Source organism: Campylobacter ureolyticus ACS-301-V-Sch3b (genome assembly GCF_000413435.1).
GTDB classification, from domain to species: Bacteria; Campylobacterota; Campylobacteria; order Campylobacterales; family Campylobacteraceae; genus Campylobacter_B; species Campylobacter_B ureolyticus_A.
Genome location: NZ_KE340326.1, coordinates 1 through 21,508, shown reverse-complemented (window position 1 = coordinate 21,508; position 21,508 = coordinate 1). Strand labels below are relative to the sequence as shown.

General features: G+C 33.0%; 18 protein-coding genes, 2 tRNA genes and 1 rRNA gene. 19 read left to right on the top strand and 2 right to left on the bottom strand.

Going from position 1 to position 21,508, the window contains the following annotated elements:
- Positions 1–5: 5 nt before the first annotated feature.
- Positions 6–227 (bottom strand): MoaD/ThiS family protein, encoded by a 222-nt coding sequence (locus tag HMPREF9309_RS00110; RefSeq protein ID WP_016645875.1) that lies wholly within the window; start codon positions 225–227, stop codon positions 6–8.
- Positions 228–320: 93 nt separating this feature from the next.
- Between HMPREF9309_RS00110 and nspC the strand changes: the two genes are divergently transcribed.
- The 11 genes from nspC (at position 321) to HMPREF9309_RS00050 (ending at position 12,072) form a co-directional block, all read left to right on the top strand.
- Entirely contained in the window at positions 321–1,475 is a 1,155-nt protein-coding gene (nspC, locus tag HMPREF9309_RS00105) for a carboxynorspermidine decarboxylase (RefSeq protein ID WP_016645874.1), read from the top strand.
- A 323-nt stretch (positions 1,476–1,798) separates the two neighbouring features.
- On the top strand, positions 1,799–2,500 hold the full coding sequence (locus HMPREF9309_RS00100; protein WP_016645873.1) for a TorD/DmsD family molecular chaperone: 702 nt from the start codon (positions 1,799–1,801) through the stop codon (positions 2,498–2,500).
- Positions 2,490–2,675 carry a twin-arginine translocation signal domain-containing protein gene (locus HMPREF9309_RS00095; protein ID WP_016645872.1) on the top strand — a complete coding sequence of 62 codons (186 nt, stop codon included), beginning with the start codon at positions 2,490–2,492 and terminating at the stop codon, positions 2,673–2,675. Before HMPREF9309_RS00100 ends, HMPREF9309_RS00095 begins: the two co-directional genes overlap by 11 nt.
- A gap of 13 nt (positions 2,676–2,688) precedes the next feature.
- Positions 2,689–5,496, top strand: coding sequence for a formate dehydrogenase subunit alpha (locus HMPREF9309_RS00085; protein ID WP_081634525.1), 2,808 nt, complete (start codon positions 2,689–2,691; stop codon positions 5,494–5,496).
- 10 nt (positions 5,497–5,506) lie between these two features.
- Positions 5,507–6,115: a formate dehydrogenase FDH3 subunit beta gene (fdh3B, locus tag HMPREF9309_RS00080; RefSeq protein WP_016645869.1), complete on the top strand. Its 609-nt coding sequence runs from the start codon at positions 5,507–5,509 to the stop codon at positions 6,113–6,115.
- A 78-nt stretch (positions 6,116–6,193) separates the two neighbouring features.
- Entirely contained in the window at positions 6,194–7,156 is a 963-nt protein-coding gene (locus HMPREF9309_RS00075; protein WP_016645868.1) for a formate dehydrogenase subunit gamma, read from the top strand.
- On the top strand, positions 7,157–7,945 hold the full coding sequence (gene fdhD / locus HMPREF9309_RS08995; protein WP_016645867.1) for a formate dehydrogenase accessory sulfurtransferase FdhD: 789 nt from the start codon (positions 7,157–7,159) through the stop codon (positions 7,943–7,945).
- A 6-nt stretch (positions 7,946–7,951) separates the two neighbouring features.
- Positions 7,952–8,665 (top strand): winged helix-turn-helix domain-containing protein, encoded by a 714-nt coding sequence (locus HMPREF9309_RS08990; protein ID WP_016645866.1) that lies wholly within the window; start codon positions 7,952–7,954, stop codon positions 8,663–8,665.
- A 72-nt stretch (positions 8,666–8,737) separates the two neighbouring features.
- A complete protein-coding gene (gene yedF / locus HMPREF9309_RS00060; RefSeq protein WP_016645865.1) occupies positions 8,738–9,334 on the top strand; it encodes a sulfurtransferase-like selenium metabolism protein YedF in 597 nt (198 codons plus the stop codon).
- Positions 9,331–10,350, top strand: a complete 1,020-nt coding sequence (gene selD, locus HMPREF9309_RS00055; RefSeq protein ID WP_081634524.1) for a selenide, water dikinase SelD — start codon at positions 9,331–9,333, stop codon at positions 10,348–10,350. The genes yedF and selD overlap by 4 nt, the downstream gene beginning before the upstream one ends.
- A gap of 75 nt (positions 10,351–10,425) precedes the next feature.
- Complete coding sequence (locus tag HMPREF9309_RS00050; RefSeq protein ID WP_016645863.1) at positions 10,426–12,072, top strand: YdgA family protein; 1,647 nt, start codon at positions 10,426–10,428, stop codon at positions 12,070–12,072.
- 39 nt (positions 12,073–12,111) lie between these two features.
- On the opposite strand, the gene HMPREF9309_RS00045 is transcribed toward HMPREF9309_RS00050, so the two are convergent.
- Positions 12,112–13,500, bottom strand: coding sequence for an anaerobic C4-dicarboxylate transporter (locus HMPREF9309_RS00045; protein ID WP_016645862.1), 1,389 nt, complete (start codon positions 13,498–13,500; stop codon positions 12,112–12,114).
- Positions 13,501–13,645: 145 nt separating this feature from the next.
- On the opposite strand from HMPREF9309_RS00045, the gene HMPREF9309_RS00040 reads away from it, so the two are divergent.
- The 8 genes from HMPREF9309_RS00040 to HMPREF9309_RS00005 all read left to right on the top strand — a co-directional run bounded on the left by HMPREF9309_RS00040 (position 13,646) and on the right by HMPREF9309_RS00005 (position 21,126).
- Positions 13,646–14,491, top strand: coding sequence for a fumarate hydratase (locus HMPREF9309_RS00040; protein WP_016645861.1), 846 nt, complete (start codon positions 13,646–13,648; stop codon positions 14,489–14,491).
- 9 nt (positions 14,492–14,500) lie between these two features.
- On the top strand, positions 14,501–15,058 hold the full coding sequence (locus HMPREF9309_RS00035; protein WP_016645860.1) for a Fe-S-containing hydro-lyase: 558 nt from the start codon (positions 14,501–14,503) through the stop codon (positions 15,056–15,058).
- Positions 15,059–15,230: 172 nt separating this feature from the next.
- Positions 15,231–16,589 carry an adenylosuccinate lyase gene (purB, locus tag HMPREF9309_RS00030; protein ID WP_016645859.1) on the top strand — a complete coding sequence of 453 codons (1,359 nt, stop codon included), beginning with the start codon at positions 15,231–15,233 and terminating at the stop codon, positions 16,587–16,589.
- Between the two features lie 30 nt (positions 16,590–16,619).
- A complete protein-coding gene (locus HMPREF9309_RS00025) occupies positions 16,620–18,020 on the top strand; it encodes an anion permease (protein ID WP_016645858.1) in 1,401 nt (466 codons plus the stop codon).
- On the top strand, positions 18,014–18,955 hold the full coding sequence (locus HMPREF9309_RS00020) for a WYL domain-containing protein (RefSeq protein WP_016645857.1): 942 nt from the start codon (positions 18,014–18,016) through the stop codon (positions 18,953–18,955). Before HMPREF9309_RS00025 ends, HMPREF9309_RS00020 begins: the two co-directional genes overlap by 7 nt.
- A gap of 359 nt (positions 18,956–19,314) precedes the next feature.
- Positions 19,315–20,826, top strand: a 16S ribosomal RNA gene (locus tag HMPREF9309_RS00015).
- 144 nt (positions 20,827–20,970) lie between these two features.
- Positions 20,971–21,046 (top strand) — tRNA-Ala (locus HMPREF9309_RS00010).
- A gap of 3 nt (positions 21,047–21,049) precedes the next feature.
- Positions 21,050–21,126: transfer RNA gene (locus HMPREF9309_RS00005), tRNA-Ile, on the top strand.
- Positions 21,127–21,508: the final 382 nt, after the last annotated feature.

Genomic DNA, 21,508 nt, shown 5'->3' with positions numbered 1-21,508 from the left:
AGTTTTTATCCGCCACAAACTGGTGGTAAAATCGATACTTTATCTCCATTTTTAAGCTCTTTATCTAAATTACTTATTATCTTATCATTTATAGCAACTGCTGATATTTCAAGCCACTCTTTTAAGCTTTCATCTTTGTTTAAAATTTCTTTTAACTCAGCTAAATTTGAAGCTTTTACTTCTAAATCATCCTTTTTTATAGGACCTAAAAACTCAACCCTTATCATTAAATTTCCTTTTTAAATTTTTAAACTCATTTTATCAAAAGTTAATAAATTCATATATAATAGTTTAAAATTTTAAAAATCAAAAGGCACAAAATGAACATTAACGATATCAAAACACCAGCTTATGTCTGCTATCTTCCAAAACTCATTAATAATTTAGAAATTTTAAAAAGTGTTGGTGATGAGAGTGGGGCAAAAGTGCTTTGTGCATTAAAAGGTTTTGCCTTTAGTCTAGCAATGCCCTATGTTGATAAGTACCTTTGGGGAGCAACTTGCAGCGGACTACATGAGGCTAAATTTGCAAAAGAGTTTATAAAAAATGGCGAAATTCACACCTATTCACCAGCTTTTAAAGATGAAGATTTTGATGAGATTATGCAAATTTCAAATCATATTGTCTTTAACAGCCCAAATCAAATTTCAAAATTTAAACAAATGGCACTTGATAAAGGCATAGAGTGTGGTCTTAGGATAAATCCAGAAAGCTCTTTTTCGCCAAAAGATATTTACAATCCTTGCGCTAAATTTAGCCGTCTTGGAACAACAAAGGCAAATTTACTAAAAGCTCTAAAAGAGGATAAGAGTTTGCTTGATGGCATTGGCGGACTTCATTTTCACGCACTTTGTGAAGAAAGTAGTCAGAGTCTAAAAAAAGTTTTGGATAAGTTTAAAGCTGATTTTGGCGAGTTTATCCATGGGGTAAAATGGGTAAATTTCGGCGGTGGACATCACATAACTAAAAAAGGTTATGATATAAAACTTCTTATAAATTTGATAAAAGAGTTTAGGGATGAGTTTGGAGTTGATGTTTATTTAGAGCCAGGCGAGGCTGTTGGCTGGGAGTGTGGGGATTTGATAAGTTCTGTTTTAGACATCGTTGAAAATGAGAAAAATATCGTTATTTTGGATACTTCAGCTGAAGCTCACATGCCAGATACCGTGCTTATGCCTTACCGCCCAGCTGTTGTGGGTGAGAAAAAAAGTGGTAAGTTTGAGTATAGATTTGGTGGAAATACTTGCCTAGCAGGAGATATTGTAGGGCTTGAAGAAGGAGATGCTGATTATAGGTTTGACAAGCCTTTAAAAGTTGGCGATAGGATTATATTTAAAGATCAAATTCACTACACCATTGTAAAAAACACAACATTTAATGGCATAAAGCTACCTGATTTAGTTTTGGTTGATGAAAACGCAGATGTTATAAAAAAAATAGAGTTTGGATATGAGGAGTATCGCCGTAGAAATTAAATTTACAAAAATAGCTAAATTTACAAAAATTTGGCTATTTTTCCTTTAAGAAAAAAATAAAATTTTACTTAAATTATAGCATTTATAAATTTAATATAAATTTTATAAATTAATTTAAAAACTTAATAAAACAGATAAAAGAATAATTATATAACCACAAATATCTAGCTTATAAGCTATCAAAGAAAAAGATTAAAAGAAATATTCAAAAATAGCATATTTAAGTTAATTTTAATTTTAAAATCTAATTTTATTTTTTATGAAACAAAAAGAATAATTTTGATAAAGTTACTTATGAATAAATATTTTTAAAGGCAATTTTTATGGAAAATGAAATTTTGGATGCAAGAATTTTTTATTATTCGTTATTTTCCAAATTTTTCGTTTTTAGTTATGAGAGCGATAGATTTGAAGGTGTAAAAGAGGCTTTAAATTTGCTTTTAAATTATGCTATTGATGAAAAAAGTGCAATTTCACTTAAAAATTTGGCAGAAAATTTTGATGAAGAGCTTTTAATAACTGAGTATGATGATATTTTTCACTCACCTCCAAGTCCTGTAAGAACTACAGTAAGCTATTATAATGAGGGTTATGAAAGTTCACTTAGTTGTTTAGAGATAAAAAAAATATTAGCTAAAACCAAATTTAGAAGAGATAGCGTTAAATTTATTGAAAATGAGGATAATTTTGGGTTTTTATTTGTTTTAATGAGTGAGTTTATAAAATTTGGAAAATCAGAAGATAAAAATTATTTAGAATATGCAAAAGAAATTTTTACCAAATTTTTAAATCCTTTCATTGATGAGTTTATGAGTGCTATTTATATTCATAGAAGTTCAAATTATTATAAAGATGTTGTAAATTTACTTATGAGTTTTGTTGAGCTTGAAAGAGTTTTTTACGGTACTTCAAAGCCAATCTTACATAAGGAGATAAAAGTTAAAAACAATCTTTCAAGATCTGAAAAAATAAGACGAGAAGTCAATAAGTTAAAAAGAAGTAGAGGTAGTAGAGATGGATTCTAAAAGAAGAGATTTTTTAAAAAAATCAGCTATTAGTGCAGCTGTTGGAGTTGGCGCAGTTGGCGCTTTAGAGGCTAGAGAGCCAAGTAAAAAGATAAAAAATAGTAGTGGTAAAAAACCTGAAATTTTATACCAAGAAACCAAAAGTTGGGAAATTTTTTATAAAAATTCAAAATAAATAAGGAGGTAAAATGTCGCAAGTTGATATACAAAGTCCAAAAATTGGACGAAGGTCATTTTTAAAAATGGCAGCATTATCTGGCGCTTTAGCTGGTGCTTCAACTTTAAGTTCAGCCAAAGCTACTAGAGAAGCAACAAGTAATGAACTTTCAAATCCATACCCTGGATCTAAAAAAGTAAGAACTGTTTGTACAGCCTGTTCAGTAGGTTGTGGGATAATAGCTGAGGTTTTAGATGGTGTTTGGGTTAGACAAGAAGTTGCTGAGGATCATCCATTTAGCGTTGGAGGGCACTGCTGTAAAGGTGCTGATATGGTTGATATGGCAAGATCATCAGTTAGGCTTAAATATCCAATGGTAAAAGAAAATGGAAAATGGAAAAGGATAACCTATAAAGAAGCTATTGAAAATATTGGTGCTCAACTGAAAAAATATATGGATGAAAATCCAGAGCAAACCATGTTTATTGGCTCAGCTAAAATGAGCAATGAGCAAGCTTATTATATCCGCAAATTTGCGGCAATGTATGGAACAAATAATATAGATCATCAAGCTAGAATTTGACATAGTGCAACAGTCGCCGGTGTGGCGAATACTTGGGGTTATGGCGCTATGACAAACTCACTTAATGATATAGCCTTTTCAAAAGCTATAATTATATTTGGAGCAAATCCAGCAGTTAATCATCCTGTTGGTTTTAGACATTTTTTAAAAGCAAGAGAAAATGGTGCTGTTATGATAACTATAGATCCTAGATATACTCATACAGCTGCAAAAAGTGATTATTTTGCTCAAATTAGACCAGGAACAGATATAGCTTTTATATATGGAATGCTTCACATAATATTTAAAAACGGCTGGCAAGACAAAGAGTTTATAAATAATCGTGTTTATGATATGGAAAGCATTGAAAAAGAGGCTTTAAAATGGACTCCTGAAGTTGTTGAAGATGTAACTGGAGTAAAAAAAGAAACTTTATTAAAAATTACAGAAGTTTATGCTAAAAATCGCCCAGGAACGCTTATTTGGGCTATGGGTTTAACACAACATACAATAGGCACATCAAACACAAGACTTGCTCCTATTTTACAATTAGCTCTTGGAAATGCGGGTAAATCAGGTGGTGGATGCAATATTTTAAGAGGACATGATAATGTTCAAGGCGCAAGCGATGTAGGTTGTTTGAGTGAAAATTTACCAGGATATTATGCATTAAATGAAACTAGCTGGAGACATTATGCAAACGTTTGGAAAGTAGATTATGAGTGGCTAGTATCACGCTTTGTAAGTAAAGAGATGATGCATAAAAGCGGCTTTACTCTTTCAAGATGGTGGGCAGGTGTATTAGATGGTAAAAATGGAAATGATAAAATTCACAATGCCAACACTAGTCTAAAAGCACTTGTTGTAATGGGTAATGGTATAACATCAACTGCTCAACAAGTAAAAGTTCAAGAAGGACTTGATAATTTAGAGCTTTTAGTTATAACTGATCCTTTTGTAAATGAAGCTGCTGTTATAACAAATAAAAAAGATAATATTTTCATTCTTCCAGCTGCAACTCAATATGAATGTTCAGGTACCGTTGTAGCTACAAATAGAAGTGCTCAATGGAGATTTAAAGCAATTGAGCCAATGTATGAGAGTAAGCCTGATGAGTATTTTTTATTTGAACTTGCTAAAAAACTCGGTTTTTATGATGAGTATGTGAGATCTTTAGGCGATGGAAAAGGAAATTTCCAGTGGCCAGAAGATGCAACAAGAGAATTAACTAATGGACTAAAAAGTATAGGATATACTGGTTGGACTCCTGAGAGAATTAAAAACCACACTCTTCATTGGGATAAATTTGATAAAAAAACATTAAAAGGTTTTGATGAGTGCAAAGGTGAATATTATGGACTTCCTTGGCCATGCTGGACTACAAAACATCCAGGAACTCCAAATTTATATGATATAACTAAGTCTGTAATGGATGGTGGAACTGGTTTTAGAAACAATTTTGGTTTAGAGCATAATGGCATTAGCCAGCTTGCTATAGATGGACCTATTGGTTCACCAATAAATAAAGGCTATCCTCAAATAACAAAAGATAATATTGAAGAGATTTTAGGCATAACATTAACTGATGAAGAAAAAGAGAAAATGGGAAAATCATGGAGTACTGATACAAGCAACATAATTGCTGAAAAATGTATGGAAAAAGGTATCGCTCCTTATGGAAATGCAAGAGCAAGAGTAAGAGCTTGGAATTTCCCTGATGAGATTCCAATTCACAGAGAACCACTTCATTCAAGAAGACATGATTTAGCCAAAAAATATCCAAGTTATGAGGATAAAATAGATCATTACAGAGTTGATACTAAGTATAAAAGCGTTCAACTTGCTAAAGACTATAGTAAAGAGTTCCCTATAAATTTAATTACAGGAAGACTTGTAAATTTAAACGGTGCAGGTATGGAAAATAGAGCAAGCCATTTCTTAGCAAGACTTACGCCTGAAATGTTTTGTGATATAAATCCAAATTTGGCTAAAAAATATGGTATTAAAGATGGTGATATGATGAAAATTTCTAGCCCAGAGGGAACTTGGATAAAGGTAAAAGCTAGATTTACTTATGCGGTAAATGAAGTATCTGTGCATTTGCCATTCCACTTTACTGGTGTAATGCAAGGAGTTGATATGTCTAAGAATTACCCAACTGGAACAAGGCCATACGCAATAGGTGAAAGTGCTAACACAGTTACAAACTATGGATACGATATATTTTGTCAAATTCCTGAAACAAAAGGCGGACTATGCCGCATAGAAAAAGCATAAGGAGTAGTTTATGTCAAATACAAGAATGAAATTTTTATGTGACTTGGATAGGTGCATTGATTGTCATGGCTGCACGGTTGCGTGTGATAGTGGACATGAGTTACCTCTTGATGTAAGAAGAAGAAGAGTTTATACTCTTAATGAAGGTGTTGTTGGTAAGGAGTATTCAGTTTCAATTGCTTGTATGCACTGCACTGATGCTCCTTGTGCGCAAGTTTGTCCGGTAAATTGTTTTTATATAAGAGATGATGGGATAGTTTTACATGACAAAGACACTTGCATAGCTTGTGGATATTGCTTATATGCATGTCCTTATGGAGCACCACAATTTCCTAGAAATGAAACTAAATTTCTACCAAAAGGTGTTATGGATAAATGCACTATGTGTGCTGGAGGACCTGAAGAAACCCATAGTGATGATGAGTTTCATAAATATGGCCAAAACCGTATAGCAGAGGGTAAAGTTCCACTTTGTGCTGCTATGTGTTCTACAAAAGCACTTTTGGTTGGAGATAAAAAAGTTGTTGATAAAATATATAACGACAGAGTTGAGCTTAGGGGTTATAATACAGGTTCTTTAGGAACATTGGATGAATATCCTGGAAATTCTTGGAAGTAATTAGTTTTTTTATGAAAAGTAAAATTTAGATTTATGTTGTATAATAATTAAATCTAATGTTTTTTAAAAGGTTTAAAGATGAGAAAAATTTTTATTTTGCTTTGCTCTTTTGCTGGGCTTTTTGCATATAATGAGGAATTTAAAAAAGCAATTCAAGACAATAGCAGCGTTTGGGGAAAAGCTAGGGTTGAAAATATAGACACTTATTACAACAATCCTTTTGCTGAATGGTTTGTTTGGCTTCAAAGTAGTGGTTTTTTTGCAAATTTAGCTTTATTTGCAATAATTGCTGTCTTAGTTGCTTTTGTTGGGCACTATGCTATTGTAGGACCAAAGTCGTTTTCACACGATCATGGTAAGGTTTATGCTTTTAATGTTATAGAAAGGCTTACTCATGCAGTTGCGGCACTTTCTTGGGTTATCCTTGTTCCAACTGGTATTATAATGATGTTTGGAGAGGAATTTGGTGGAGGATTTTTTGTAAGATTATGTAAAAATTTACATGGAATAGCCACTATTTTATTTGCTATAGTTTTACCATATATGTTTTTTAAGTGGCTTTTTAGAATGCTTCCTGCAAGCTATGATGCAAGGTGGGCAATTATGGTAGGTGGATATCTATCAAAGAACAAAAAGCCAATTCCAGCAGGCAAATTCAATCTTGGACAAAAAGCTTGGTTTTGGGTTTGTATGGGTGGTGGATTTGTTATGGTTATAACAGGTGCTTTGATGTATTTTTTAGATACACAAATTCCTGTAGCAAATGGCGCGTTTTTAGGAATGACACAAATAGATATTTTAAGATTAAGCGCTATAATTCATAATATTTTAGGTGCAGCATGTGCTGTATTTTTACTTGTTCATATTTATATGGCAGTATTTTGTATAAAAGGCTCAATCCACGCTATTATAAATGGATACAAAGAAGAAGAAGAAGTTTATATACTTCATCATTATTGGTATCAAGAACTTCTTAGAAAAGGTAAAATTAAACCTTCTGTTTTTGAAAAAGAATATACAAATTTAAAGCCAGTTAAATAAATGAACCCTGTTGCTAGTACCAAAATCATCAAAATTAAATCTTTTGAAAAGTTTGATTTTGATGATACCTTGGTAATGGAAGTTAGACTTAATATTTTTTTAAATGAGAAAAAAGTGATTTCATTAATGGCAACACCAACTGATGAAAAAGCCTTAGCAATTGGGTATTTAATAAGTGAAAATTTAATAAATTCGCTTAATGAAATTTTAGATATTAAAATTGATAAAGATAGTGAATTTGAAGTAAATATTAAATTTAAAATATTAAATTCAAACGATACAAGCATAAAAAATTTACAAAAAAACTCATCTGTAATAAGTGGTTGTGGAAGCGCAAAAACTGCAAATTCATTTTTGGATATGAAAGGTGAGGCTATAAAAAACTCTTCAACTTTTAGTTCAAGTTTAATTTTATCAAGAATGAGTACTTTTTATACAGAGTGCGATTTATATGAAAAAACAGGTTGTGTTCATACAGCAAAACTTTTTATAAATGATAGTGAGTTTTATATAGGCGAAGATATCGCTCAGCATAATACCATAGATAAGGCCGTTGGCAAAGCTATTTTAAATAAAGCAAATTTAGAAAATTCGTTTTTAATGGTAAGTGGAAGATTAAGCTCAGAAATGGTCGCAAAGGCTATAATGCATAAAATTCCACTTCTTGTTTCTAGAACTGCTGCCACATATTTAGGAGTAGTGTTAGCTAGGAAATTTAATCTTACGCTTTGTGGTTTTGCAAGAGGAAACTCTATGAATATTTATAGTTTTGAAAAAAGGATAATTTAAAAATTTATGGAAGAGTTTATTTTAAAACTAGCAAATGAAGATAAAAAGCTAAGTTGTGCAGCTGCTTTTAAAATAGCTAAAGAACTAGATATTGATATATCAGAAGTTGGAAAAAAAGCCGATGAAATGGGTATAAAAATTTCTAATTGTGAGCTTGGACAATTTGGTAAATTTAAACATGATATCCCAAATGATGATGTAGAAATTTTTTTAAAAATAAAGCCTTTTTTAGATGAAAAAAATAGAATTAACTGCATGGAAGCAAGAAATATAGCTAAACAAACAAAAGGATTTAAAGCTATAAGAGGTGTTTTAAAAAGTCATAAAATAGATGTTAAATATTGTAAATTAGGTTGTTTTAAAGAAAAGAAAGGAAAAAAAGTGGTTGTAAAAACTAAAATTTGGATAGAAAATAGTGATGGAGAACTTTTGTTTGGTAAGGGTAAAACCGAGGTTTTAGATGTTATTGATCAAACTGGTAGCATAAAAAAAGCTGCAGAATTATTAGATATGAATTATAAAAAATGTTGGAATCATCTAAAAATTTTAGAAAAAAACTTTGACAATGAGCTTTTTGAGACAAAACCAGGTGGTGGAAAAGGAGCAGGAACTTCGCTAAAACCAAAAGCTCATGAACTCATGAAAGCTTATAAGCAACTACAAGCGGACATAGAGGAATTTTCTAATAAAAGATTTAAAGAGCTTTTTTTAAATAAATAAAACTTAACAAAGATTTGATATAATTAACCTTAGCTTTGAGTTCAAAGAAAACTTTATATAAAAGGAAAAATTATGAAAATTGATTGTAGAAATTTAGAGTGTCCAGCTCCTTTAATAAAAACAAAAGAGGCGCTAGAAAGTCTTAAAATAGGTGAAAGTTTAGAAATTTTAGTAAATAATATTGCTCCAAGAGAAAATATTAAAAGATTTTTAAACACAAATGAGTTTAGCTGTGAAATAAGTGAAAAAAATGGCGAAACTTTGATAAAGACTATAAAAACAAAAAATCTAATCTCGCCATCAACCGATGGTTATAACTGCGAAATTTTGCCCCAAAAAAGAAAAAAAGTTATATTTTTAAACGAAGATAGAACTGGAAGTGGAGAAGTTGGCAAAAATTTATTAAGCAAATTTTTGGGTGCTGTTTTGAATTTGGACAATAAGCCAGTTGCTATAATTTGTGTAAATAATGCTGTTTTTATGACTACAGATAGATCGCACGTTAGCTATCAAGTTCTTAAAAAACTAGAAGAAAGCGGAATTAAAATTTATAGTTGTGGAAGTTGTCTTGAGGCTTATAAATTAGTTGATAAGTTAAGCATTGGCGAGATGACAAATGCCTATGAAGTAATGCAAATGTTAAGCGAATTTGAAGTGATAAAACTTTGAAATATAGAAATTTTAATTTGACAAAATTTGTAAAAGCTGCTGGTTGAGCCGCTAAAATAGACCCGGCGGGTCTTAACAAAAGTTTAGATGGCATAGTGGAAAAAAGCAAGTTTTTACTATCAAATACGACAAATAATGAAGATGCGAGTGTTTTTAAACTAACAGATGATATAGCCATTGTCCAAACGCTTGATTTTATAACGCCTGTTGTTGATGATCCATTTGTTTTTGGGCAAATAGCAGCTGCAAATTCTTTAAGTGATGTTTTTGCTATGGGAGCAAAGCCACTAAATGCGCTAAATATAGTCGGTTTTGATAGCTGTCATTTCTCAAGCGAGATTTTAGCTGAAATTTTAGCTGGTGGAAAAAGTAAAGTCGTTGAGTGCGGCGCAGAGATTGTTGGTGGTCATAGTATAGAAACACCTGAGATGTATTATGGCTTAAGTGTTACTGGCAAGGTCCATCCAAATAAATTTTGGAGCAATAATACCTCTAAAATAGGAGATTTGCTAATCTTAACTAAGCCTCTTGGAATGGGTATTTTGAGCACTGCAATTAAGGGTGATATGTTAAGTTTAGATGAGATAAAAGAGGCTATTTTTCACATGACTCAGCTAAATTTTTATGCGCTAGCTGCTCTAAAAGGCTTAAAAGTAAATGCTTGCACTGATGTTACTGGTTTTGGACTTTTAGGACATGCAAGCGAGATGCTTAATGATGAGATTTCCATTTCATTTTATAAAGATAAAATTCCTATCTTAAACGAAGCTGTAAAGTGTGCAAATTTAGGTTTAATTCCTGGTGGGGCTTATAGAAATTTAGAGTTTGTCAAGAAATTTACAAATACTAAGCCTGATATAGTGCTTTGCGATCCACAAACAAGTGGCGGGCTTTTAATAGCAGTTAGCCAAAAAGATGCTAAAACAGCTTTAACAAATTTAAAAAACGCAGGTTATGAAAACTCTCAAATCATTGGTGAAGCAGTCCCTAAAAAAGAGTTTGATATATATATTTAATTGATAAAATTTTTAAATTTATATGCTTTTTATTTAAAATAAAATATAATTAAACTACGAAAAAAAGGATATATTATGAAAAAAGTATTAGTGGCGATTTTATTTATAATTTTAGTTTTGGCAGGTGTTTTTTGGATAGTAAGCTCAAAAACAACCGATAAAATAGCTAATGAATATATAAGTAGCTTTAACATGAATATGCCAAAAGAATTAAATGTTAAACACTCCTATACAAAAGAAGCAGGGGTTTTGCATATAGTAAGCGATATAAACTATACAAAAGAGTTTTTAAATAAAGAGTTTTTAAATATATTTGATGAAGATTTTATCGTAAGGATTAAAGTTGATATCCAAAATTCAGTTTTAAATTTAATCAAAGGATATGAAGCTAGTGGAACAATGGAAGCACTTAGTTATCAAGATGAAATTAAAAAACTTTTTAATTCAACGAAGTTTTTGAAATTTACACTTAAAGGTGATAAAAACTCTTTACATAATGGAAAATTTATTTTAAATGAGATAAATTTTAAAGATGATGGAAAAATTCATGCAAGTGAGTTTGTTTTAAATATGAATTTTAAAAAAAATCTTTTAAAATCCCTAACTCTTACTCAAAAAGGCTCTAGTCTTAATACAGATGAAATTTCTGCAAGTTATGATGAATTATTTCTTGAATACATCTATGATAAACCATTTGATATAGATGAAATTCTAACTCACATAGCAAATTCAAACTCAAATTGTTCTATTAAAAATTTAAAAATAAAATTTGATGATTTTGATTTTTTTGTAGCAAACATATCTCAAGAAGATAAAATAAATGATAACAATACTAAAAAATTTGAGTTTAATTCTATTTTAAATGCAAATGGAATCCAAATAAAATTTAATAATGAGCGTTTACCAGTTGATAAATTTGGGTATAACATTACGCTTGAAAATATCGATAAAAGTTTTATAGATAAGGTTTTAAAAGCTAGTTTTGGAGAATTAAGCGATGAAGAAATAGATAAATTTGGACTTGAGTTTTTAGCACAAAATCCTAAAATTTCAATAAATAATTTCGGCTTTAATGATAGCGACGGTAAAAATTTTAATTTAAATTTAAAAGCTGGGCTTGAAAATTTTGATGAAAGCAAGCTTTTAGATATTTTAAATTATGCTTTTTTAAGTGGCGATTTAAAAGTATCTAAGAAATATTTTGAACTATTTTTTGATGACTTAATGACAAAAGAAGAGATGTTTAAAGATGCTATCGTGGCAAGTGGAATTTTAAAAGATGAAAAAGATAGTTTTGTAACTAACTTTGTTTATGATAAGTCAAAACTCGATATTATCGTAAATGACAATGTTAGTTTAATGGGGCTTTTTTTGGGTTTTCCACTTGGCTCGCTAGAAGTAGATGAAGATGACTTTGAGCAAAGTGTTTTAAATTTAAAAACTTTAGTTTATGATATCGCTACTTTTTACACATCCCAGGCTAAATTTGCAGATGAAATTTCATATATGACAAATGTTAAAGTTGATGAAATTTCAAACTCTGGGGCCTTTTTAAAAGTTAAAGGTAAAAAATGTATAAAAATTTCTACAAAAGATAATAGTATTTTAGAAGTTTCAAAAGGCGATGATAAAGATGATGAAATTTGCAATGATTTTTATAAACTAGATGAAGCAAAAGAGCTTATAAAAGAGTATGATTTAAGAAGCAATTTGTTATTTTAGTTATTTAGCCACTTAAAAAATAAGTGGCTTTTTTAAAAATTACAGATATCCAAACATACTAGCAAAAATATAACCAAATATAGAAGATGTAATAACTCCAATTAAACCTGGAATTATAAAGCTATGATTTATAACAAATTTGCCAATATGAGTAGTTTCACTTCTATCAAACTGAATAGCTGCAAGGTCACTTGGATAAGTTGGAAGTATATAGTATCCATAGCAGGCTGGTGCAAAAGCTATGATAACTCCAAGAGGAACGCCTATACTTATAGCAAGTGGAACAAAAGCACTAAGTGCGGCTGCTTGTGAGTTTACAAATTTAGAAATTAGCAAAAGCATAACCGCATATGTCCAAGGATGCTCCATAACTACAGCTCCTAAGGTCTCTTTTAGCATAGACATATGACTTGCAAACATAGTATCAGCCATCCAAGATATTCCAAAAACGGCAACCATTGCTACCATACCTGATCTAAAAATGTCATTTTTGCTTATTTTGCTTGCATCAACTTTGCAAAATATTAAAATGATTGAGCCTGCAAGAAGCATAAAAATTTGAATAGTATCAGTCATGCTCATAGGTTTTAAAACCCCTTTTGCATTTGTAAAGGCAGGGCGAAGCTCGCTAAAATATCCAACTATCGCAACTATAGCTATAGCAGTTAAAAATATCCACATTGCCATCCATTTTGTTTTTGATAGTTTTTGATCTAAAAATGTAGCGTTATCTCCATAGACATAGTTTTTAAACTCAGGATTTTTTAGTTTTTCTTGAAAAATTGGATCTTTATCAAGATCTTTTCCTCTAAACATACTAAATATACCAACAGCTAAAACCCCTATGTAGGTTGCTGGAATTGTTATTTTAAGTAAGTCTGTATAGCCATCGAAACTTGCTAGTGGGTGAGATGAGTCAAGCATAAAAGCAGTTAAAGTTACAACAGCAACGGAAACTGGACTTGCTATAATACCCATTTGGCATGCGATAGTGCTTGCAGCCATTGGTCTTTCTGGTCTAATGCCGTTTTTTATGGCGATGTCATAAATTATTGGCAAAACTGTATAAACAACATGTCCCGTTCCACAAAGAACAGTCAATGTGCAGGTTACAAAAGGTGCCAAAATACTTACATATTTTGGATTTTTGCGAAGAATTCTTTCAGCAATTTGAAGCATAACATCAAGACCGCCACTTGCTTGAAGCGTAGCACTTGCAACAACAACTGCTAAGATAGTAAGCATTACTGAAATTGCTGGTTTTCCAGGAGCTACCCCAAAACCATAAACTAAAACTATAAGCCCTATGCCTCCTAGCATACCAAGAGCAACTCCGCCTTTTTTAGCTCCATAGAAAAGACAAATCAAAACTATTAAAAGCTGTATAAAAAACTGAGTGCTATCACTTAGATTCATTAAAAAATCCATGAATACTCCTTTTTAGAGTGAAATGATTTAAAATTATACTAATTGAACTATTAAGAAAAGTTTATATATTGCAAATTTCTTAAACCTTTATTAAAACAAATATATGTATAATAAGTAGAATTTATAATTTTTAAAAGGTAAAAATATGAAAATAATTCATTATAAAGATATAGTAGAAAATATCGCAAAACTTTGCAAACAGGCTTGTTGTGTCGTAACACCAGACTTAAAACAAGCTTTTAAAAAAGCAAAAGAAGATGAGAAATCACCACTTGGCAAGAGTATAATAGGCACAATTTTAGAAAATGCCGATATAGCTGAAGCAACTGGTATTCCATTGTGTCAAGATACAGGAATGAGCGTTGTGTTTGTTGAGATTGGGCAAGATGTAAGAATAGAAGGTGGCTATATAGAAGATGCCATAAATGAGGGCGTTGCCAAGGGATATACAGAAAATTATCTTAGAAAATCAGTTGTAAATGATCCAATCTATGAGCGTAAAAATACCAAAAACAACACTCCTGCAGTCATTCACACAAGAATTGTAAAGGGTGATGTTTTTAAAGTAAGGCTTGCACCAAAAGGCTTTGGAAGTGAAAACAAAAGCATACTAAAGATGTTAGTTCCAGCTGATGGGCTTGAGGGTGTTAAAAAGGTATTTTTAGAAGCTGTTGAACTTGCTGGGCCAAATGCCTGTCCTCCTTTGGTAATTGGTGTTGGAGTTGGTGGCACTATGGAAAAGGCAGCCTTAATGGCAAAATACGCAGCCGCAAGAGATGCAGATAGTAAAAATGAAGATCCAAGATATGCAAAGCTTGAAGATGAGCTTTTAGAGTTAGCCAACAAAACAGGCGTTGGACCGCAAGGGCTTGGTGGAACCAAAACGGCTGTTAAAGTAAATGTAGAGTGGTATCCAACCCACATAGCAGGACTTCCAGTAGCTATTAATATAAATTGTCACGCTGCAAGACATGCTGATTTTGAACTTTAAGGAGATAAAATGTCAGATGCTAAAAAAATAACTTCACCTATAACTAAAGATGTCGTAAAAACTTTAAAAGCTGGAGATAGGGTTTTAATAACTGGTACTATAATAGCAGCAAGAGATGCGGCACATAAAGCTTTGACCGAGGCTTTGAAAAATGGAGAAAAGCTACCTGTAGATCTTAAAAATCAAACCATTTATTATGTAGGGCCATCTCCAGCACGCCCAGGAGATGCTATAGGATCAGCTGGTCCAACAACAAGTGGTAGAATGGATAAATACACTCCAGCAATACTTGATCTTGGTGTAAATGCCATGATAGGAAAGGGCTATAGGAGCAAAGAAGTAGTCGAAAGTATGAAAAAAAATTGTGTTGTTTATATGGTAGCAATTGGTGGCACTGGAGCTTTGATAAGCAAAAGTATTAAAAAATATGAAGTTTTAGCTTATGAAGATTTAGGTCCTGAAGCTATTGCAAGACTTGAGGTTGTTGATTTTCCAGCAATTGTTGCGATTGACTGTGAGGGAAATGACTTTTACAAAGCAGGTCAAGCACCATATAAAGAAATTTAAATCAAATTTGGCCCAAATTTGGCCCAAATTTTATAGCTTTGTTTAAAATTTTAAAACTGCGTTTATTTTTATTTTAGACATTATCATTATATAAAAAAATTAAATTTAAAAAGGTCAGAACTTGACAAATTTATAGATTAGAATTACTTAAATTCTTTAAAAAGGAGAAAAGATGAGTAATTCTAGTATGATCGACAGTAAAGTTTTTGGCGTGCTTTTTTCAAGCGAGGCGATGAAAAAGGTTTTTAGTGATGAAAATAGAGTTCAAAAGTGGCTTGATACAGAGGCAGCACTTGCAAGAGCTCAAGCAAAACTTGGTATAATAAAGCCGCGTCGTGCCGAGCAAATTACCAAATTTGCAGATGCAAAACTTCTAAATATAGATGCAATTGGTGAGAATTATAAAAGTTCCATAACAATTGTTCCGTTACTAAAAGAGTTTAAAAAAGTTTTTGATGATGACAGTGGAGAGTTTGTTCATTGGGGTGCTACAAGTCAAGATATCATGGATAATGGCCTAGTGCTACAAATCAAAGAAGCTATTGAAATTTTAGAAAAACTTCTAACAAAAACTTATAAAGATGCCCTAAATTTGGCTAAAAAATACAAAAACACAGTAATGGCAGGAAGAACGCATGTTATCCACGCACTCCCTATAACATTTGGCTTTAAGGTTGCGATGTGGGCACAAGAAATCAGGCGAAATTTAGACAGGCTTAAAGAGGCAAAACCACGAGTTTTAACAGGTCAGTTAAGTGGTGCGGTTGGCACAATGGCTAGCCAAGAGGGCAAAGGCTTAGAAATGCAAAGGCTTATGATGGAAGATCTTGGTCTTAATGTGCCTGTTATTTCGTGGCATCCAAGCAGAGATAATATGGCTGAATATGTTAGTGTTTTAGCACTAATTGCAGGGACAATCGGACGAATTTCAAAAGAGATTTTAAGTCTTCAAAGAACTGAAATTTGTGAAGTTGAAGAGCCATTTTTTATGGGAAAAGTTGGAAGCTCAACAATGCCTCATAAAAGAAATCCACAAGTTTGCGAAAATATCATCGCTCTTGCAAGGATTGTTCGCTATCAAGCACCTTTAATGGTAGAGGCGATGTGGTGCGAAAATGAAAGAGATTGGGGTTGTGAGTTAAACGAATGGGACGCCATTCCAAAGGCATCAATTCACCTTGCAGCCGCACTTGAAAAGCAAAATGATGTGCTTGAAAACTTAATTGTCTATCCTGAAAATATGAAAGAAAATTTAAACAAACTTAAAGGTGCGATGTTAAGTGAGGCGGTTATGCTTCATTTAGGTGAGAAAATCGGCAGAATGCACGCACACGAAATCGTTTATGAGGCTTGCATGAAAGCCTTCAAGGATAAGACAGAGGTCATTGATACTTTGCTTGAAAAAGAGGCTGTTAAAGAAAATTTTACTAGAAAAGAGCTTAGAGACATTATGAAACCTGAACTCTATACGGGGCTAAGTGTTGAGTTTGTAGATAGAGTTTTAGATGATAGTAAAAGCTTTTTTAAATAAACTGTTTAAATTTAGCAAAAGGAGGAAATTTTGGTAAATTATAAAAAACTTATTACCCTCTTTGTTGTTGGGCTTGTAATTTGGTTTATTCCACATAGTGATGCACTTAGCAAGGAAGCATGGCAACTTTTTGCTATTGTAGTTGCTACTATTTTGGGGCTTATTTTACAGCCCCTTCCCATCGGTGCAGTTGCATTTATTGGCGTTGCGGCTGCCATGCTTACAAATACACTCTCTGTAAAAGAAGCACTGACTGGCTTTGGAAGTGGAACTATTTGGTTGATAGTAAGTGCCTTTATGATTGCAAGGGGTTTCATAAAAACGGGACTCGGTAGAAGAATAGCATATAAAATTATTTCTATTTTAGGCGACAGCACTTTAAGGCTTGGATATTCTATAGTTATAAGTGATGCGATAATTTCACCTGCTATGCCAAGTAGCGGTGCTAGGGCTGGTGGCGTTCTTTTTCCAATAGTAAAAAGTATTTCAAGTGCCTTAAACTCAGAACCTGACGATAGTAGGAGAAAAGCAGGGGCGTATTTTATGCAAACTTTGTGGCAAGGCAATGCTATAACAAATGGTATGTTTCTAACATCAATGGCTGGAAACCCGCTAATTGCAACTTTGGCTTTATCTAGTTTTGGAGTACAAATTTCATGGGGTCTTTGGATAATGGGGTCAATCGTTCCCGCGCTTTGTTCACTTGCGGTAATTCCTTTGGTTTTATATATCATTTATCCACCAGAGATTAAAAAATATCCACAAGCAAAAGAAATTGCCAAAAAAGAGCTTTTAAATTTGGGTAAAATGAAATTTGAAGAAAAAGCTATGCTTTGTGTGTTTATTGTGGCTTTAATTTTATGGGCAACGGGTGGATTTACCGGTATTGGAGCGACAACGGTTGCAATGCTTGCGGTTGTTGCTTTGCTTTTAAGTGGTGTTTTATCGTGGGATGAAATTTTATCAGAAAAAGCTGCGTGGAATACATTGATTTGGATGGGTGGGCTTATTTCACTAGCTGGTGGATTAAACACTCTTGGATTTATCGGTTGGTTTGCGAACTCAGTGTCTACTTCATTTAGTGGAATTTCGTGGATTACAGCAACTGCTGTTTTGCTTCTTATCTATGTTTTTTCTCACTATTTTTTCGCTAGTCTTACAGCTCATATAACTGCGATGTATTCAGCATTTGGAGTTGTTGCTATAGCATGTGGGGCACCAAGTATGTTAATAACTTTAGTTTTTGCATATGCGTCAAATTTAATGATGCCAATCACACATTATGGCGGTGCACCAGCTCCGATAATCTTTGGAAGTGGTTATGTAACGCAAAAAGAGTGGTGGAAACTTGGCTTTATCATAACTGTTATAAATTTGTTGATTTGGTCGATAATTGGTTCAATTTGGTGGAAAGTTTTAGGATTATGGTAACAAAAACAACTGAAATTTTGCTATTTTTGCAAGAAATTTCATCAGGGCGTGAGATAAATTTAAACTCTTACGCCCTAAGTAGAGGACTTAGTGAGCGTACATTAAGGCGTTATGTTAGTGATATAAGGGCGGTTTTTGGAAGAGATTTTATAGAAAAACTTGGAAATGGAAATTATGTGTGTAAAAATAAAGAATTTTACAAAGCTTTTATGATTCCATACCAAAAAGCAGATGATACTGAAAAATTAATCGAGCTTTTACATACGATAAATCCTGGTTTTTCGGACTTTTTACCGCCTGAACATAAAAAACTTGGGGTTAAGCTTGCAAGAGAACTTGGTGATATTTTCCTTATAAAAGGAAGTCCACACGAAGAAAGTCCAAACCTAAAAATATTTTTAAGCGTTAAAAAAGCCGTTAAATTTAGAAGATATGTGAGTTTTAATTATGAAGGTGTTTGGTTTAGCGATGTAAAATTTTTAAAAATTATCTATTCAAAAGGTAATTGGCAAGTTGCAATGATTGATGAAAAAGAGTCTATAAACAATGGATTTAGAGTAATTAGGCTAAATTTTATAGATGAGATAATGTTAAGTGAAAAAACTTTTCATACCGATTTTGAAGCCTTGAAATTTATACAAAACTTTGAAACTTTTTGGGACGGATATAAAGTAAAGCCTTATTTGTGCGAGGTTTTTGTCAGTGATGAGGTTTTGAAATATTTTAAGAAAAAGAAATTTTTTGGGTCACAAAAAATTACTGAAAAAAAGGATATTAATGGCTTTACGAAAATTGAATTTATGATAACAAGCGATGACATGATTTTAATGCTTGCAAGACGCTTTTTCCCTAATTTTATTATAAAAACTCCCAAAAGTGCGAAAGTTAAATTTGATGAGATGATAGAAAAGTATTTAAAACTTTCAAAAATTTAACAAACCTTTATCGTAATTCATAACAATTTATAACTATCTATAATAATTTAAAACATTTTCCCCCACTTTAATCAAACTTTAAGCTTTATGTTTGTATAATTTCATTTCCGTTTTACAAAAGACCTCTTAAACGAGTTGTTTAAACAGTTCTTTTTTATAAAAAACGAGTTTTTTAAATTATTAATGTTAAACTATAAAAATCAAATTTTAAAGTCAATCTTTGAAATCTAAACAAGTGATCGATTGAGCTAGAAATTAAAAACAATACCTTTATATTATATATAAAGGTATTAAATAATAATTTATTTTTATTTAAAGATAAATAATAAAAGTTTTTAGATTAAAAACTTCATAATATTTTTATGGAGAGTTTGATCCTGGCTCAGAGTGAACGCTGGCGGCGTGCCTAATACATGCAAGTCGAACGATGAAGTCCTAGCTTGCTAGGATGGATTAGTGGCGCACGGGTGAGTAATATATAGTTAATCTGCCCTACACAGAGGAACAACAGTTGGAAACGACTGCTAATACCTCATACTCCTATTTGGCATAAGTTAAATAGGGAAAGTCTTTTCGGTGTAGGATGAGACTATATCGTATCAGCTAGTTGGTAAGGTAATGGCTTACCAAGGCTATGACGCGTAACTGGTCTGAGAGGATGATCAGTCACATTGGAACTGAGACACGGTCCAAACTCCTACGGGAGGCAGCAGTAAGGAATATTGCGCAATGGGGGAAACCCTGACGCAGCAACGCCGCGTGGAGGATGACACTTTTCGGAGCGTAAACTCCTTTTATCAGGAAAGAATAATGACGGTACCTGATGAATAAGCACCGGCTAACTCCGTGCCAGCAGCCGCGGTAATACGGGGGGTGCAAGCGTTACTCGGAATCACTGGGCGTAAAGGACGCGTAGGCGGATTATCAAGTCTTTTGTGAAATCTAGTGGCTTAACCACTAAACTGCTTAGGAAACTGATAGTCTAGAGTAGGGGAGAGGTAGATGGAATTCTTGGTGTAGGGGTAAAATCCGTAGAGATCAAGAAGAATACCCATTGCGAAAGCGATCTGCTGGAACCTAACTGACGCTGAGGCGTGAAAGCGTGGGTAGCAAACAGGATTAGATACCCTGGTAGTCCACGCCCTAAACGATGTATACTAGTTGTTGCTTTGCTAGTCAAGGCAGTAATGCAGCTAACGCATTAAGTATACCGCCTGGGGAGTACGGTCGCAAGATTAAAACTCAAAGGAATAGACGGGGACCCGCACAAGCGGTGGAGCATGTGGTTTAATTCGAAGATACGCGAAGAACCTTACCTGGACTTGACATCCTAAAAACATCTAAGAGATTAGAAAGTGCTAGTTTACTAGAATTTAGTGACAGGTGCTGCACGGCTGTCGTCAGCTCGTGTCGTGAGATGTTGGGTTAAGTCCCGCAACGAGCGCAACCCACGTGTTTAGTTGCTAACAGTTCGGCTGAGCACTCTAAACAGACTGCCTTCGTAAGGAGGAGGAAGGTGTGGACGACGTCAAGTCATCATGGCCCTTATGTCCAGGGCGACACACGTGCTACAATGACATATACAGTAAGACGCAATATCGCAAGATGGAGCAAATCTATAAAATATGTCCCAGTTCGGATTGGGGTCTGCAACTCGACCCCATGAAGCCGGAATCGCTAGTAATCGTAGATCAGCCATGCTACGGTGAATACGTTCCCGGGTCTTGTACTCACCGCCCGTCACACCATGGAAGTTGATCTCACTCGAAGCAGGGATGCTAAAATAGCTACCTTCCACAGTGGTATCAGTAACTGGGGTGAAGTCGTAACAAGGTAACCGTAGGAGAACCTGCGGTTGGATCACCTCCTTTCTAGAGTACAAATAGATATTCTCTCACAAGATATCTATAAGAAAGATATAAGTATTAATTATACTTATAGTGTAATAGACAAACTAACTCAATCATCCTTGTTTAGTTTTCAGAGATTGTTTTAAGATTAATAATAGAGCTAAAGGGGAATTAGCTCAGCTGGGAGAGCGCCTGCTTTGCACGCAGGAGGTCAGCGGTTCGATCCCGCTATTCTCCACCATAAGGGCCTGTAGCTCAGCTGGTTAGAGTGCACCCCTGATAAGGGTGAGGTCATAAGTTCAAGTCTTATCAGGCCCACCATTAAAAACATCATAGTAAAATTATAATCTATAGTTTAATATATACTGTTTTATAAAAATATAAGATAATCTAAGATAAAATACCTACCTTTATTTTTATAATCCAATAAAGTCTAATTAGAGAGTTAATAACTAATTAATTTTCTAATTAGATTTTATAATCTAAATGTTATTTAAATTATCATTGTTAAAAGTCACAAAAAGTTTTAATAAAATAAAACAATTTTACAGGACTTGTTAAAGCTTTATATCTATATAAATATAAAAGCAAATCTTTTAAATTTAACTGTTATCAAGTTTAAAAGTTTAAAGATTATACACGAAACAATAAAGTTTTTAAAACTTACTTTATAGTTTATAATCTCTTTCCGTCTTAATTTATA

Bases quoted from the DNA above. Each gene is read 5' to 3' on its own strand.
- HMPREF9309_RS00035 (WP_016645860.1), top strand. From the start codon at position 14,501: ATGTCAGATGCTAAAAAAATAACTTCACCTATAACTAAAGATGTCGTA.
- HMPREF9309_RS00020 (WP_016645857.1), top strand. From the start codon at position 18,014: ATGGTAACAAAAACAACTGAAATTTTGCTATTTTTGCAAGAAATTTCA.
- HMPREF9309_RS00075 (WP_016645868.1), top strand. From the start codon at position 6,194: ATGAGAAAAATTTTTATTTTGCTTTGCTCTTTTGCTGGGCTTTTTGCA.
- yedF (WP_016645865.1), top strand. From the start codon at position 8,738: ATGAAAATTGATTGTAGAAATTTAGAGTGTCCAGCTCCTTTAATAAAA.
- fdh3B (WP_016645869.1), top strand. From the start codon at position 5,507: ATGTCAAATACAAGAATGAAATTTTTATGTGACTTGGATAGGTGCATT.
- HMPREF9309_RS00110 (WP_016645875.1), bottom strand. From the start codon at position 227: ATGATAAGGGTTGAGTTTTTAGGTCCTATAAAAAAGGATGATTTAGAA.
- HMPREF9309_RS08990 (WP_016645866.1), top strand. From the start codon at position 7,952: ATGGAAGAGTTTATTTTAAAACTAGCAAATGAAGATAAAAAGCTAAGT.
- HMPREF9309_RS00050 (WP_016645863.1), top strand. From the start codon at position 10,426: ATGAAAAAAGTATTAGTGGCGATTTTATTTATAATTTTAGTTTTGGCA.
- fdhD (WP_016645867.1), top strand. From the start codon at position 7,157: ATGAACCCTGTTGCTAGTACCAAAATCATCAAAATTAAATCTTTTGAA.
- HMPREF9309_RS00100 (WP_016645873.1), top strand. From the start codon at position 1,799: ATGGAAAATGAAATTTTGGATGCAAGAATTTTTTATTATTCGTTATTT.
- HMPREF9309_RS00095 (WP_016645872.1), top strand. From the start codon at position 2,490: ATGGATTCTAAAAGAAGAGATTTTTTAAAAAAATCAGCTATTAGTGCA.
- nspC (WP_016645874.1), top strand. From the start codon at position 321: ATGAACATTAACGATATCAAAACACCAGCTTATGTCTGCTATCTTCCA.
- HMPREF9309_RS00040 (WP_016645861.1), top strand. From the start codon at position 13,646: ATGAAAATAATTCATTATAAAGATATAGTAGAAAATATCGCAAAACTT.
- HMPREF9309_RS00045 (WP_016645862.1), bottom strand. From the start codon at position 13,500: ATGGATTTTTTAATGAATCTAAGTGATAGCACTCAGTTTTTTATACAG.
- purB (WP_016645859.1), top strand. From the start codon at position 15,231: ATGAGTAATTCTAGTATGATCGACAGTAAAGTTTTTGGCGTGCTTTTT.